A 16,669-nucleotide genomic window follows, 5' to 3' on the forward strand; every position below is an offset into this window, starting at 1 on the left:
CTTTTATCCAGGCAGGTAATACTCGCCTTTCATATAGGTAACAGCACTCCCGCTCATGAGTACGCGGTCGCCTTTTAATTCGCAATCGAGATAGCCCCTGCGCCCGGAAACCTGTATGGCCTTTAACGCTGTTTTATTTAATTGTGCTGCCCAGTAAGGCACCATACTGGTATGTGCAGAACCGGTAACGGGGTCTTCATCAATACCACTTGGCGGGAAGAAACAACGGGATACAAAATCTGCTTCATCACCGTCTGCCTTTGCAGTAACAATTACGCCACGTGCATCGAGCGTTGACAGTGTTTTGAAATCAGGTGTCAACGCCTCTACTTCCTGCCGGGTGTGCAGTACGAGTAAATAATCCATAGAGGATTTAAAAACAGGCACGGGGCCAATATTCAACCCTTCAAAAATTACATCCGGAATATCTGTAACCGCGTGCAGCTTATCTGCCGGAAAATCCAGGGTGTAAACGCCTTCGCCTTTACGCTTTACTTTTAGAAGCCCGCTTAGTGAGTTGAACACTATTTCATCTTTATCATAACCAAGCTCTGTATAAAAGATATGCGCGGTGGCAAGCGTTGCATGCCCGCATAGTTTAACCTCTACAGCAGGTGTAAACCAGCGAATGCGATACTGATCTCCTTCTTTAACAATGAAAGTTGTTTCGGCGAGATTGTTTTCTGCACCAAGCTGCTGCATAAGATCATCGGGCAGCCATTGCTGCAGTGGACATACTGCGGCCGGGTTTCCACCAAACATTTCAGTTGTAAATGCATCTACCTGGTATATGGGAAGTTTCATAAAGCAGAAATTTGTTTGGGCAAATTTATTACTGCTTTGTATAATAAGTGCGGGTAAAAAAATACAGCGTGCTTTACCTGGTGATTTTGAACGGCATGGTATACGCAGTATCGGAGCTGAATAAAGTGATAGAGTACAAGTGAGTGACACAACGGAAGCTGCACAATGTTCCAATGCCCGTAAACAAATACATGACCACATTTTTAATCCTTTACGTGTAATATTTATCCTTACCTTTCTTACTGATTGCCCCTGGAACGCTGCAGCCAACACTTTACCCCTTCTGCCACTTATTGTAAACCAACATTAAATGCTTCAACATGAAACAATTTCTACGCATGCTTATGCTGCAATGCAGTAACAGCAAAAAGTCTCTGTTATTTTCTTTTGTTATCGTACTAACAGCTTTTCAAAGTTTTGGACAAGGTACATGGACCCCGGTTACCAATATTTGTCCTGCCACGAGTGGCGGCGTTTGTATGCTGCTTTCTGATGGCACTGTTATCTGTAAAACATTTGCCGGGGGAGTTGACGGGTATGGCACATTATGGTACCGCTTAACGCCCGATGCACAAGGCAGCTATATCAATGGCACATGGTCTGCCATTGCCCCGATGATTGGCTCACGTTTATATTTTTCCTCCCAGATATTAAAGGATGGCCGCGTATACGTTGCTGGTGGCGAGTATGGCAGCGGTGGCTCCAGCGCAGAAACATACAATCCGTTAACCAACCAGTGGACGGCCACACAATCCCCGGTAGATTTTGTAAGTGATGCAAATTCTGAGATACTTGAAGATGGCAGGGTACTGCAGGCCATTGTGCAGGGCAACCCTTTCCTGAGAGAAGTAGATATCTACAATCCGGCGAACAACACTTTTATCAATGGGCCAAGCTGTATTGGTTTTCACAATGAATCTACCTGGGTAAAACTGCCTGACGGCAGTATTTTAATGGTCGACAGAAATTCTACCGCTTCTGAAAGATATATACCTGCACTGAACCAGTGGGTGGCAGATGGCAACGTACCTGTTGCCCTGTACGACCCGTACGGGCTGGAAACAGGTGCAGGCTTATTACTGCCCGACGGCAGGGCATTTTTTATTGGCTCACTGGGGCATACCGCTTATTATACGCCGTCCGGCAATGCCACACCCGGCACATGGGCAGCGGGGCCTGACCTTCCAAACGGGCAGGGGCAGCCCGATGCTGCCGCCGCAATGATGCCGAACGGGAAGGTATTGCTTAACTGCTCCCCCGTACCAACAGCATTTAACCATTTTCCTTCACCTACCTCTTACTACGAATTTGATTACCTGGCAAATACCTATACGCGCATCAATGCACCACAGGGTGGCTTAACTACAAACACGCCATGTTATACTTCTAACCTTTTGGTATTGCCTGACGGTAAAATTCTGTACTGCCTGCAGGGCTCATCTACATTTTACGTGTACACCCCTTCCGGCGCAGCCATTGCAGCAGGCAAGCCGACAATAAAAAAATTAAAGAAGGTGGGCAATGCTGTAAGAATTACCGGTACCCTGTTCAACGGTATTTCTGAAGGTGCCTGTTATGGAGACGACTTCCAGATGGCTACCAATTTCCCGGTTGTGCGCTTTACCAATGCAACCAATACATTTTATGCAAGAACCTATAACTGGAACAGCACAGGTGTAATGCGTGGCAATGCGGCAGATACTGCTTTCTTTACTTTACCCGCAGGCATGCCTGCAGGCCCTTATGCGCTTACGGTTGTTGCAAATGGTATTGCATCTAACCCCAAAAATGTAATACTGAATGTTTCTACCCTGGCAACACCAACCCTGCTGGAAAGCGGTGTTGATTTCGAAGCCATTGTTGCAGCGCCTTCCGCACCTGGTAAAGCAGGCAACAAAGTTTATCCCAACCCTGCCAACACAACTGCAACGCTGCAGTTTGGTATAACACAGGCTGGTCGCGTACAGGCTACCATTTACAATGCCGGTGGCAAAGCTGTAAAGACAGTGATCAGTGGAGACTATCAACAGGGCTTATACAATAAGACCATTAATACCGCTGATCTTCCGGCGGGTGTTTATATGATCAAACTGCAAACCACACAAGGCATAGAAAACATCAGGCTTGTTGTGGTGAAATAATAAACCAACGCAAAAAACAAGAGGCGAATGAAAATTTCATTCGCCTCTTTTAGTATCAAAACAGCGTAATACCATTATTACTCTTCAACCCATACACCCTGCTTGCTGCCAACACGGGAAGCCACAAGCTTCTTTTTCTTTACCACGGGGACCCGCGATTTCAACTCGGCAAGTTGTTTATGCAATTCTTCGTGAGAGGCCTTTAGTTCTTCCACCTGCTTTTCCAGTTTTGCAATCCTGTCCTGCTGCACTACTGTAAGCTGTTTGGAAGATGTGTCATTACCTGTGTTTAAATCTGTATCCGGCTGAGCAAATGACATTACCGAAAATGAGCTGGCAATCATTAAAAGGTATATTTTTCTCATGGTTATATGATTTGTACAATATTACTAAGCCTTTTTTAATAACAGTTATAATAAAATGTTATAAAACCTAACAATTGTAAGCACGCTTAAATATTGCCTGTATTTGCTACATTCACCGTATGAAAAACATACTACTATTCTCCTTCTTTATGAACGTTTTAAGCGCACACAGCCAATCACTTACCGTAATGACTTTTAACCTCAGGTTAAACACTTCCTCAGACAGTTTAAACGCATGGACATACCGTAAAGATCATGCGGCCTCGCAGGTATTATTTTACGATGTACACCTGCTGGGCGTACAGGAAGCGTTACACGACCAGATGACAGACATGCAACAGCGCTTACCCGGCTTTAAATCTTTTGGTGGCGGAAGAGACGATGGCAAAACCAGGGGAGAATACAGTGCTATTTTTTACGATACTGCCAGGCTTCAGTGGCTGGACGGCAACATGTTCTGGCTTTCTCAAACACCGGAGATACCGGGCTCCAAAGGCTGGGATGCAGCCATTACACGTATGGTTACCTGGTGCAGGTTCAAAGACAAAACGACGGGTAAAATATTTTTTGCCTTCAATACACATTTCGACCATATGGGTAAAACTGCCCGTGCGGAAAGTGCAAAAATGATCCTGCAGAAAGTAACGACAATCGCAGGCAACATGCCCGTAATTTTTACCGGCGATTTTAACGCCAAACCCGCTGATGAGCCCATCAGGATCATTACCAATACATCAGATGCTGATCACCTCACGGATGCTAAAAGTATCAGTCAATCGCCACATCATGGCCCAACAGGAACGTTTACCGGTTTTCAGCCAAAAGAAACAGACGATGAGCCTATAGACCACATTTTTGTAAAGAATGGCGTAAAGATTTTAAAACACGCCACGATCTCCGAATCGTGGAACGGCAGGTTTTCTTCTGATCATTTTCCGGTACTGGCAGTAGTTGTGTTGTAACATCATGATGGGCCCGGCAGTTGAATATGCATTGAGCTGCTGTTGCGTCGCACTCTTGTACTGCAACAACCATATGGAGCATTTGGCTCCGTACAGTTACAGCTTTACAAAAAGCTACCGACGCACAACCTTATTGATGGTACAATAACTGTTGAAAAAGTTGCCGGGAATGATTGCGCGTACCCGCACAGTGATCAATAATGTTCCGGCTGCTGAAGAGTGCGACGCAACAGGCGATGCCACGAAGTACCGCTGCCGGGTTCATAAAAAATTACTCCTGCACTTCTACCCACTTACCCCTTACACCCGCACTTATGGTATGGTCGTACATGGCTTCTGCATATACGCCGGGCCAAAAATACCTGCCCGGGTAAGCAGCATTTAACTGCACATAATACGTAAGCGTTTCACTTTGCCCCAGGTTGAAATAATGGTACACACGGTCATCACGTATATCCATATAATCGCTCGGTGATGATTGAAATGCACCTTCGCTGTTATACAGTCTTGTATTGAGTATTTCCCAGCCGCCGGGGAACACCTGGGTTAATGCCATTTGTGTGTAGGCGCCACGCGTACCAGGATTTTTGATGGTTACTTTTGCCACAAAATCGGTACCCTGCTTAATCCTTGTAACATCTACAGGCTGGCCTGTGGTACTTATATAATTTACTGACAGCACAAGTACGTTAGCGTTATTGATAACAGGCATTGTATCGTTGCTTAGCGGTCTGCCTTCATTGATAATGCGTACATAGATTGTATTACTGCCTTTATTGGTAAGTTGTACGGCACCTTTGCTGTTTTGCCAGGCAATATTTGATTGGGAAAGCACGCTTGCCGTATTTATGTTGAGCTTTTGTGTACCTGCATTGCCTGTAACCACAATTTTCTTACCGTCTTTATTGCTGCCACTGAATTTTGCAATAGCAATAAGCGCATAGGCGGTTGTTTGTGTACTGTACCAGCTATCCTGCGACAGCCTGGCGGCAACCGTTCTAACGAGTTGCGCACCTTCGGCTTTGCGGTTCATCAGCGTGAGGGTTTCGAGTACCATTGCCTGGTCCCGCAGGTCACTGCCAAATGTAATGCCTGTATATTCACGCTTGGGAAAGTTGGCAGATATACCGCTGATGAGTTGCAGGGCAACTTTAGACTGACCGATAAGCTGGTAAGCAGCAGCCAGTCTCCACTTGGCTTCTGGCGTTAAAAATTTAAATTCTTTCAGCCGGTTCATAGCGCCCAGCTCAGGGGCTTTTGCCACGGCCAGTAGGTACAACCTGTACGCCTGCACAAGGTCTGTTCCATACCAGGGTGCCGAGGTTACGTTCCATGCAACAGCTTTATTGCGCTGGTACAACTTCCATGACTGCAACATAGCTGCCGACACCCCGTAGCCGCGGGCAAAAGCCTCGAGTAAAAAGTGACCGGCGTAACAGGTGCCCCATTCATCGCTTGTTTCGCCGCCCGGCCAATAGCTAAAACCACCGTCGCTTTGCTGAAAATTACCCAGCTTGCTGATGGCAGCACGGATGTTTCCATCAATTCTTGCTTTATCAGCATCTGATAAATCTGTAAGTTGGTTTAAGACCAGTTGTGGAAAAACGGATGATGTTTTTTGCTCTATGCAGCCGTGCGGGTATTGAATTAAATAATTTAAACGTTTGGCAAGATCTATCGCGGGAATACCAGACACTTCCAACGTTGCCTTACTGTTGGCCGCATCGCCGATCATTGCAACCGCAGCGCTCCATGACTGACCGGGTTGCAAGGTTGCTTCTGTAACCTGGGTAACAGGAGGATTGGCATTCCTGATGTCGATTTCGATCTCTGTTGCAGATTGTTCTTTACCGCTTGTTGCAACAATCTTTACTTTGCCAATACCTGTATTAGGTTTAACCTTAGCCGTAAAGTATACAAGTTGTTCACCCGTACCATTAAAGCTTATACTTTGTGCGCCACCTGCCTGTATAAACGGGTTGCTTTGCAGCGTAAGGCTTACATTGCGAATGTTTTTATCTGTAGCAAAAACAGTGACAGGTATTTTTAGTTCTTCATTTGGCCCGAGCACACGGGGCATGGTAGCGAGCAACATCAAAGCCTTTTTAACTGTCACCGGTTTCTCTGCCATACCGTAAGCGTTATTGCCTGCGGCAATAACCATAGCCTTTACACTGCCCATGTATGGGGGTAATATAAACTCATGCGTTTTACTACCGCCACTTAGTTTAAAGGGGCCCATAAACTGTACTACAGGTTTAAACCTGTTGGCCCTTCTTGTTTTGCTGGCGAGTTCTGCTTCTCCATCTCCGCCTATGGTAAGTATGCGCTGAAGCTCTGCACCCCATGCGCCAATAACGTCATCGTAAACATCCCAGCTTTTTACACCCAGTGCTTCCCTTGCATAAAATGCTGCATGCGGGTCGGGCGTTTTAAATCTTGTAAGATCCAGTAAACCTTCATCCACAATGGCAACTACATAAGTCATCTCTCTGCCCGATGCTTCAGAAACGGTGATAGTTGTTTTTGTTTCAGGCCTTATGGCGTCGGGCATTTTTATCTGTGGTTTAAGCACGGTGTTTTTGTCTTCGATCATTACAGGTATTACACCATACATCCTGACAGGCAGGTCATTTACGGTTTGTGCATGAGGTTGTATCAGGCTAACATTTACGTACACATTTGGCGCCATTGACTTGTCTGCCTTAAACGTAAATCTGGTTTGGCCCTCCACGGTTTTTACCTGGTAAGTTTTCAGCACTTTACTACCACTTTCAATACTTATAAAAGCCTTCCCGTTTTTACTGCCGGGTATGGTAAGGTTTACATCTTCGCCTACATTGTAACTGCTTTTATCTGATGTAAAAGACAGCATGGCGGCAGCCGAAGGGTCATTATTATCTCCCCGTGTTTGCCAGCCGTAATCATCTACATAAAAGGTGCTGCCGGTTGTATGACCACTGCGTGTATCGCTGATCAGTACGAGATAGCGCCCCCAGTCGCCGTCACTGAACCGCATATCGTAACTGCCCTTACCGTTTGTTATGTTCAGCGTGTCTTTCTTGATAAGTTTGTTGTAATCGTTTTGAGTAAAGTTGCTAAGGTCATCACCACTATTGTCCCACCACCAGCTCCAGCGTATTTTATACAACTGTATCTCCAGCCGGGTAGCTCCACTTGTAGGTGTGCCTTTTGTATCAACATCAACCACTTCGAACCGGTGCGTTTTGCCACTTTGCAGGAACCCCCATGTCTTATCACCTTCCGGCACATGCACACCAGTATACGATGTGTAAGGATTAAACGGCATTGAGATATTATCAATACTAAAATTGCCGCCCGGTTCAAACACTTTTATCATCAGGTTTGCCAGCAGTTGTCCCGGCGCATCTTCGCCAACCTGGAAGGATGGGTTAACTGTAGCTACTCCTTCTGCATTGAGGGTTCCGTCGAAGATGGTTTTGGATTGCGGTGTAAAAGATGAGGTGGGATCATCAAACACATAATCTTTGTATTTCGGGAAGCTGGTTGTTTTCTTATATAACTGTGCATCTACTCTTGCTTTGAGGTTTTGTGCTGTTGCACCAAATAACCATTTTGCTGTAAGTGTTCCTGCCGCAGTTACATTTTTACCCAGGGCTTCTGCATTGCCGAAGTTCATATCTATCTTCAGGCGGTTAGGCATTACCGTTTCTATTTTCAAACGCTTCTCGAAAGTTGCCCCGCCCAGCTTTACACGACAGGTCCAGTTTCCTGTAGGTGCATCAGCATCGGTAGCTGTTCTGAATACATTGAACCCGTCGCCTGCATTGGTTTGTACCAGTCTTTTGTATAACTGACCTTTGGGAGAAACAAGTTCCATCTCAATCGGGTGATCAGCAGGCAGGTGGTTGTCCTTGTCATCTACAATACAACTCAGGAACAGGCTGTCCCCCGGCCGCCATACGCCCCGTTCACCAAAGATGAATGCCTTAAGCCCGTTTTTGACCTCATCGCCGGAAACATCAAAACGACCTAGTGGCAGTGAACTTCCGTCGTCCAGCTTAAGGTAACTTTTTTCGTTACCGCTTTTCGCGATCAGAAGATATGGCCTGCGTTTTACTTCCAGCGTAGCAAGACCTTCTGCATCGGTCGATCCTTTTGCAATAACCTGTTGCTGGTAGTCCAGCACCTGCAACTCCACACTTTTCATTGCCTCAGTGGTAATGATATTATTAACCGCAACAAACAAGCTGTTGTTGGTGCCCCTTTTTGCAGTTAAGCCGATGTTTGTTGCGAGGATGTTACGGCTTGCAAAACGTTCGCGGTTGTAATAAGACTGGTGACATGGATTATCCCTTTGCTGCCAGTTATACCCGTAAGGATAATAATTGTCGTAACGGTTCCAGAAGTCTGCGTTGTCGTCAACTGCATTGTCTTCATTGCCGGCATAGTAAAAATTGTAATCATCTTCTTCCTCATCTTTCTCCATGGCTGTACAGGTGTATAAAGAATATTCCGGTCTGAAACCAATGTACACTCGATAAATAGCGCCAGGCTCTGTTTTTATGTATTTATCCAGATCGAGCGAAAATTTGTTTTTCCGGTGCAGGTTGAGACTTTGATCGTTGTCAAGCCTTACTGTTGCTTGCACGAGGGGTGTTCCCACTTTGCGCAAATTGTACTCACCACCCAGTTTATTGTCCTGTAAAAACTGCGCAACGTTGTTTTCATAAATCCTGATAACAGATACGTCTACAGCTTTAAGGTTGGTGGACTCGAATGGCAGTACAAGCCTGCCCGTACTGCCGGGCAATATGCTGCCCCTTCCCTGTATCTTTACGGATGGCAACCTGTTCTCAAAAAATAGATTTGCAGAAAAGGCTTTACCCAGTTTATTGCCCCACTGGTTTTCTACACCCTCGTGAATATTTACAGTGTAATTGCCGTCGGGCTTGTCTGAAGTATATACTTTAACCTCGCTGCCAAGTATAGTATAACTTATGCTTTCATTGTTACTTATGCTAATGAGGCCTTCAAGCATTTGTCCAATTGCAAGGGGGTCGCTGAACTGTACCAGTGCATACTGTTCTTCTTCCTGTATGGCTTTTACATCGAGCACTTTAAAATCTCCAACAGCTGGTATGGCTATATCTTTTTTACCGCTCAGCTCTTTTAAACCGAAAACATCGCCTTTCCATTGCAGGGAAAGGTTTTGCCCAGTGCCGGTGCGTGTGATACCTGTTATGGTAAAAGCATGTGTTTTGGCGGCTTCGTTGTGCTGCCACGTAAGTGCCAGGTTCTTGTCATTCAATGTTGCGGTTAAAACTTTTTCTACTTTGGCAGACTCTTCCACGTCTGCAGTAAGTACGGTTCCCGTGAGGGTCATGTGGGTTTTATCATTGCCGCGTAATCCATTATCCTGTACCTCGAAAAAGGGCTTTATGGTTTGCAGGCTGAATGTGAACGTTTCGAATTTACCAGGCACATTGAGTACTTTACCCAGCTTAAATGAAACGGTATATAATTGAGCCGCTGCCAGGTCTTTTGCGGGTTTAAATTCTATGGTACGCGCATCTACCCAATAAGCTTTGCCTTCCACTGCAGGTGTAAATGAAAACAATGCTTCTTTTACTTCATCATTCAATGTGTGTGTTACACCGGCATCTGAAGCAAGCTGAATACGCACGGTATTCTTTTTAGAAACGACACCTGATGTATAAGCTTCAATATACTGGCTGAATGCAGGATCGGGTTCTGTAAGTATCTTCTTATCGTTGCAGGAAAATAAAATGATTAACAGCAATAATAATGAAGCGCTGCTTAGTTTGTAAGACAGCGGGCATTGATGCGCTTGCATATGTGCGGAGGATTTGTTTGAAAGGTTGTTGTATAAATTGTATAGAAAGTTATGCAAAGTCTTTGCATACAGAAAAGAAAATATTTGTTAAGGAAATTGAACGTTTGCTGGCTTTGAACGTGATGGCAGGATTTAGCCTACGGCAGCTTTGGATATGCAGTAATGTGCTGCCCAATGATATACAGTACAAGTGAGTGACACAACAGGTGATGCCATGAAATACCAAACCTGATTACACAATAAAGTTAGTACTGCACTTTAAACGCTACGATGAAATACAAACGAAAATGCCGTTCGTATTTTCGAACGGCATTTGATGCGGCTGATATGATAGACTTATTCAGTTGTCTTTTGTGGTTGCGTTTGGGCTGGTTCTTTTGGCAGTGAATAAGCGATCTCGTTGATGAGCTCGGCGAGCAATGCAGTCCACCCGGTTTGATGCGACGCACCCAGCCCGCGGCCCGTATCTCCATGAAAATATTCATAGAATAAAATAAGGTCTTTATTTTCCGGTTTGCTGTAAAACCAGTTCTCGTTGCCATGCAGGCGGCGCTCATTCTTTTCATCGAGCTCGAACAAACTGATGACACGTTTGGTAAGCTCTACTGCCACTTCTTTCAACTCCATAAAATGGCCGGAATTGGTTGGATATTCTATGGTGAGCGTACCATCATAAAAAGCGCCGTATTTTTTGATGCTCTGAATGATGATATAGTTAATGGGAATCCACACGGGGCCGCGCCAGTTGCTGTTACCACCAAAAAAATCTGACGTGGAATCTCCGGGATCGTACTGTATGGAGTACACCGTACCATCTATATCTACAGAATAAGGATGCTGCTCGTGGTATTTTGACAATGCACGGATGCCGCCATTGGAAAGAAATTCGGTTTCGTTCAGCAGTCTTTGCAATAAGGCAATCAGTCTTTCTTTAGGCACCAGCGATAATAACAGTTTTCCTTCTTCTGCACGTTCTTCGTTTGGCCAGAACTTGTTATTCTTTAACCGGTAATTTTCGAACCAGGTAATGCGCTTGGTAAAATCTTCGAGCTTGCCGAGCACGTTCCTGTTAATGATAGAAACTGCAAACAACGTTGTTAAACCAACAATACTTTGTATGCGTAACTGTATAGGTTGCGCACCCGGTGCACCCAACACATCGTAAAAGAATTTGTCTTCATTGTTCCATAAGCCAAGTTCGTTCAATGCTTCTGCAATCAATACAAAATGTTCGAAAAACTTGGTGGCAGTATCTTCAAAAGAAATATCGTGCATGGCAATTTCAATAGCCATGTCCATCAGGTTAAGGGCGTACATGCCCATCCAGCTTGTACCGTCTGCCTGCTCCAGTTCCATCTGGCTGTGTAACTGTATGCTGCGGTTAAACACGCCAATGTTATCAAGACCGAGGAAGCCTCCTTCAAAGATGTTGTTACCGTTAGGGTCTTTACGGTTGATCCACCAGGTAAAATTGATGAGCAGTTTCTGGAAGATGCGTTTGAGGAAAGGAATATCCCCTTTGCCTCTTTGCTCCTTTTCTATATAATAAACCTGTAGTGCTGCCCATGCATGTACCGGCGGGTTTACATCGCTGAAGTTCCATTCGTAGGCAGGCAATTGGCCGTCTGGCTTCATATACCATTCCCGCATGACCAGTATCAACTGGTGTTTTGCATACACAGGATCTGCCACCGCCATGGCAATGCAGTGAAATGCTAGGTCCCACGCGGCATACCACGGATATTCCCACTTATCGGGCATAAGTATTACGTCCTGGTTTTTGAGGTGCAGCCAGTCGTGGTTTCTGCCGCGCTTGCGCTGTTCGCTCAGGGGCGCAATACCATCGCTGGTAGATATCCAGCGCTCAATATCGTAGTGATAATATTGTTTGCTCCACATAAGCCCCGCCAGCGCCTGGCGCTGAATATTGCGCAGGTCATGCGAAAGGTTTACCGGTAAAATTTCATTGTAAAACTCATCGGCTTCTTCTTTGCGCTGTTTGAAGATCTGCTCAAATCCTTTATGAAAAACGTTATCTGTCAATGTATCGCTCAAACGCAGGTAAATTACTTTACTGCCACCGGGTTTTATCGTTCCGCTGTAAACAGGCGAAAACTTTGTACCGCTTTTTCTTTTGCGCAATGCCTCTACGTTCTTCTGCTCTATTATAGCATCGTTTATGGCATCTTTGGTGAAAGGTGTGGGATTGGGTTTGCCAAAAAGCTTCTCGTAATTTGTTTCGTTATCTGTATAGAGCTTGTCGTTTGCTTTTTGAAAGTACAGGTAGTAATTACCAAGCCGCTCATGAGTTGCTTTTACAGTGCAATCATTTACTTCGCGAATAACGGGCAGCTTGTCTACACCACCGTATTGCCAGCGGTTATAAAACCATAGTGTTGGCACTATCCACAATGGTGCGGCCGTGTTTCCGCGATTAACAACTTCAATTTTTATAGCAATATCTTTTTTGCCATGCTTGGCATAAGTTATATAAACATCGAAGTATTTGTTGTTATCGAAAATGCCGGTATCGAGCAACTCATATTCGGTTTCAAGCTTACCACGTTTGCGGTTTTCTTCTATCAGTTTATCGTATGGAAATGCCTGCTGCGGATATTTATACAGCATTTGCATGTAATAGTGAGAAGGAATATTGTCGAGATAGTAATACAGTTCTTTTACATCTTCTCCATGGTTGCCCTGGTAATTGCCCAGGCCAAATAACCGCTCTTTCAGAATTTTATCTTTGCCATTCCACAACGCTACGCTAAAGCACAGGTTTTGAAAAAAATCTGAAATACCGGCAATGCCATCTTCTCCCCAACGGTATGCACGTGCGTGTGCATGCGTAAAAGGAAAATAATTCCACGCATCGCTGTTTTCACTGTAGTCTTCACGCACGGTTCCCCATTGCCGCTCCGAAACATACGGGCCCCATTGCTCGAGTGGAACTTTCTTTGTGGCATTTACATTAAGGCGCTGTTGTTCTGCAGTCATACCAATACAGTTTGTCAAATAAGTGAATACACTTTGCAAACAAAGCGTTTTCATTAGTGACAATGCAATCGTTAATAGCGATGAAATTAGGTATATCTGCCCACTTAGAAAAAGATATAGCGGCTGAATGTTGCAAAGGCTGCTAAACAATTCAACAAACAGTAAATTTTTTTTTAAAAGAAAAGCATTTGTATGAGCCGGTCTGCATTGCTGCTATTGAGCTGCCGTTGCGTCGCACTCTTGTACTGCAATACATATGTGGGCATGTATTTGCGGCCTTGTTACAGACAGGGAAAGTAAGAACCGGGGCTGCTGCATAAAGAGCTGAACGCACAAGTGAGTGACACAACAGGCGATGCCAACTGCACTGCTGCCGGTACCATTATTTATTTATTGGGCGGGCACCTGTAAGAAGACAAATTGATAGAAACACCAAAGTGCAACATAACATAAGCATCTTTCTGCAGGCTGTTGCCACGCTGGCGGCCTTTCATACCAATGCGGTCGCCGGTTTCATAGCTCCTGTCCTGCAAAAGATATTCTACGGAAGGGCTGCCATCAGGCAATGTGGCAAATGAATTAGGATCAGCATAGGTAGTGCTTACATCATCGAGGTAATCGGTGTTGGTAAAACGATACCCTACTTCTGCAAATACGTTGAAGTTTTCGCTGAATGCATATTTAAAGCCCACTGTAAGCGGGAAAGACATGGCAGTGGTACTGTAGGGCGAACGGTTAAATGATGTATCCCTACCCTGGCCTTCTGTACCAAGTGGCCTCAGGAAATATTTTTGGCCGCCGAGGTATGCATACGGATCGTAGGTAAAAACGCCCACGCCAAGTGATACATAAGGTGTATAATTAAAACCTTCCACACCCGGCATAAATTTAAAAAAGTTGAAATACCCGCTGAGAGATGCTTCCCAGAGGTTGGTATTAAAGCTAAGGTTGCGCCTGCGCTGGAATTCATTTTTGCTGTATACATCAGAATAACCGAGCCGCGCATAATCTGCAGCTACTTTAAGCCCTACATAATTATTGAACTGCTTAACGAAAAATATTCCGGCAGAAAATTTGGGCCGGCTGAGAGAAGCAGTGGTGTTGAGATCTCCAAAATAATGCGCAAGCCCTATAGAAGCGCCAAACTCGCCCTGGTGTACATTACTTTCATAAAGTTGAGCTTTAGCAGCTACTGCTGATAGTACAATGCCAGCCGCCAATAGTGTTTTCTTCAACATGTTCGCAATATAGTTGATGTGGTATTAACGCAGAAACATTCTTTTTCTTATAACCTGAATGTTAATGATTTTAAGAAAAACATATTATCAATTATTATACCGCAACAACTATTGAATGGTAAGCCAGGTATAACTTTCCGGCTTAAGCGTAACAGTGAGGTCTATAGTATGGTTCCTGCTCAGCTTGTAGCTGGCGGGGCTTTTGTCTTCCTGTTGTACAATGGCAACATATGACAACCCTGTGTAATATAACGGCAATTGAATATTTCTTGTAATGGTTTGCTTTAACGGGTTGTACAACATTACAAAGCCTTTTATGGCAAGCTGTGGGTTTACATGCATAATGCCATCCCAGTCGCGGCCATCTGCACGCCTAAGATGAATAATATCCGCATTAAGAATATCCCTGTATTTTTTATACCAGTTAATTGTTTTAACCACCGCTTGCCTGGTTTGCTCTGTGTCATATAACCTCGGCCCGCGATAACATGCCTGCACGCCTGCACCATAGTATTGCACCATCAGTTGTTCATAATCTTCCAGGTGTTCTGACAATGGCTCCAGCACTGCTTCTGCGCCTCCACCCTGGTATTTGGTCAATGGCACAAAGCCCCAGCCCATAGAGGGTGTTTTTTCCCATGTGCCATCGTAGATGTTTTGCCTGTTGAGCAGTTTTTGGTTTTCTCTTGGCAGCGAAAAATTTACCTCGCGGTAACCTATGGCAATTTTGTTTGTGCCATCCATAAAATACCAGTCGGGTGCATTTACATAGATACCATTTTCATTGCACCAATGGTAAAGGTCTTTCTGCAATTCCATTTGCTTCCACTGGCTGTCATCAAGGCTTTTGTGCCCGGGGTGTGTGGTAGATGCACAAACATCGCCCGGGTATGGCCCGTCATTTTCAAAAATGTTGAACCCGGTTCCTGCCATAAAATATTTAAGCTTCCCGAGGTAGGCAAGCCCCCATTTACTGCCCATACACGGCGCATGGCCGAAAAAAGCGGCGGCATCGGGCTTACCGCTTACAGGATCAATTACATCATCTTCATCACTTATTCTGCGGGAGCTGAAAAGTGAGTAACTGCCGATCAGTATTTGTTTGCTGTGCGCATAATCTGCCAGCTTTTTCCATTTGGCAATATTGTCAGCGGCTGTATCTTCCATATTACAGTGAGAGCCGAAACTTAGTATCAATGCTTCGTAGCCTGTTGCAGCACACTGGTTGACTGCATTGAGCACTTCATCATCGTTCCTGCTTACGAGGTGCATGAATATGGGATTTTGCGTTGTCCACGGCGCAACGGTGGTATACATTTTACGGATCATCAGTCCGCGTCTTTCACGGTCGTAACTATCCATCAGCAATTCATGCGTACGAACCGACTTAAACGATTCTCCTTTGCCCAATACAACGCCTGTTACTTTTTCAGGATACACTTCGAGTACACAGGGTGTCTGATAATTATAATTTACCTGTGAAGTATACGTGCTGTCTGTTTGCCAGTGCGTAGTCTGATCACTGATATCGTAACGCATGGCATTGTTGAATGCATAATTGGTTTCCACGTAAATACCGTGTTGCTTTTTCATTTGCTCAGGTGTGCCAACGACAGCGCTTTCTTCTTCCACAAGGGCCAGTGTTTCATTCACAACTTTACCTATTGTACACGCGTTGCCGCTGTTGGTGATCTCTACCCATTTTACGATCAGCGGTATACCATCATACAACTCGTAATGCACGGCAATACGGACATCTTTAACAACCGGCAGGTTATTGGCGTAATGAAAGACAAGCTCTACACCTGTTGGTTGTTTTTTGTTGTATGCCCATGTTTTACATTGCCAGTTTAACCGCGGTTTTATTATATTAGCCGTTATTTCATTCACATGAAAATTGCCGGTAGCACCCGTAAAATGATTTACCCAGCCGGGTAACAGGTATGCTTTTTCCTGCTGGCCGTATAAGCCGCCAACATTATACAATACATTGTTTATTGTAACCTTTGCCTCGGGGTTTACTGCACGCAGCAGTTGCTGGCCGTTGCTCATGTTTTCGTAGCCTGTACAAGCAACATTTGGTGTAATACGAAATGTTCTTTTTACCAGGCCATTGTATAAAACAACATCTTTTCCATCTGCAGATTTATAAACAGCTGCTCTTGCTGAAACAGGCTTTACTAACCAATCTGGCGGTGTTTTACTAATGGTATTGCTCCATATGGCAAAATCTGGCTGCTGTGCCAGGGATGTAATTGCTGACATTACGAAAAATACCGGTAACCATTGCTTCATGCAGTTACTATATTGGTTTGAATACATT

Annotated in this window: 8 protein-coding genes; 2 read left to right on the top strand and 6 right to left on the bottom strand. The window is 44.8% G+C overall.

Annotated features, from left to right (window positions below; all coding sequences use genetic code 11):
• Positions 1–3: 3 nt before the first annotated feature.
• A complete protein-coding gene (locus I5907_RS02700; protein WP_196989190.1) occupies positions 4–804 on the bottom strand; it encodes a PhzF family phenazine biosynthesis protein in 801 nt (266 codons plus the stop codon).
• Between the two features lie 320 nt (positions 805–1,124).
• Here I5907_RS02700 and I5907_RS02705 point away from each other — a divergent pair, with 320 nt between their 5' ends.
• Complete coding sequence (locus I5907_RS02705) at positions 1,125–2,945, top strand: T9SS type A sorting domain-containing protein (protein ID WP_196989191.1); 1,821 nt, start codon at positions 1,125–1,127, stop codon at positions 2,943–2,945.
• Between the two features lie 77 nt (positions 2,946–3,022).
• Here I5907_RS02705 and I5907_RS02710 read toward each other — a convergent pair whose 3' ends face one another.
• The gene (locus I5907_RS02710; protein WP_196989192.1) at positions 3,023–3,310 is read right to left on the bottom strand and encodes a hypothetical protein; all 288 of its coding nucleotides are present in this window, start codon (positions 3,308–3,310) and stop codon (positions 3,023–3,025) included.
• A gap of 119 nt (positions 3,311–3,429) precedes the next feature.
• Here I5907_RS02710 and I5907_RS02715 point away from each other — a divergent pair, with 119 nt between their 5' ends.
• Positions 3,430–4,272, top strand: a complete 843-nt coding sequence (locus I5907_RS02715) for an endonuclease/exonuclease/phosphatase family protein (RefSeq protein ID WP_196989193.1) — start codon at positions 3,430–3,432, stop codon at positions 4,270–4,272.
• Positions 4,273–4,543: 271 nt separating this feature from the next.
• Here I5907_RS02715 and I5907_RS02720 read toward each other — a convergent pair whose 3' ends face one another.
• The 4 genes from I5907_RS02720 to I5907_RS02735 all read right to left on the bottom strand — a co-directional run bounded on the left by I5907_RS02720 (position 4,544) and on the right by I5907_RS02735 (position 16,641).
• The gene (locus I5907_RS02720) at positions 4,544–10,111 is read right to left on the bottom strand and encodes an alpha-2-macroglobulin family protein (protein ID WP_196989194.1); all 5,568 of its coding nucleotides are present in this window, start codon (positions 10,109–10,111) and stop codon (positions 4,544–4,546) included.
• A gap of 336 nt (positions 10,112–10,447) precedes the next feature.
• A complete protein-coding gene (locus I5907_RS02725) occupies positions 10,448–13,108 on the bottom strand; it encodes an MGH1-like glycoside hydrolase domain-containing protein (protein WP_196989195.1) in 2,661 nt (886 codons plus the stop codon).
• A 386-nt stretch (positions 13,109–13,494) separates the two neighbouring features.
• Positions 13,495–14,346 (bottom strand): DUF6089 family protein, encoded by an 852-nt coding sequence (locus I5907_RS02730; RefSeq protein WP_231401945.1) that lies wholly within the window; start codon positions 14,344–14,346, stop codon positions 13,495–13,497.
• Positions 14,347–14,454: 108 nt separating this feature from the next.
• On the bottom strand, positions 14,455–16,641 hold the full coding sequence (locus I5907_RS02735; RefSeq protein WP_196989196.1) for an alpha-galactosidase: 2,187 nt from the start codon (positions 16,639–16,641) through the stop codon (positions 14,455–14,457).
• Positions 16,642–16,669 lie beyond the last annotated feature (28 nt).

The sequence above is a fragment of the Panacibacter microcysteis genome (assembly GCF_015831355.1).
GTDB classification, from domain to species: Bacteria; Bacteroidota; Bacteroidia; order Chitinophagales; family Chitinophagaceae; genus Panacibacter; species Panacibacter microcysteis.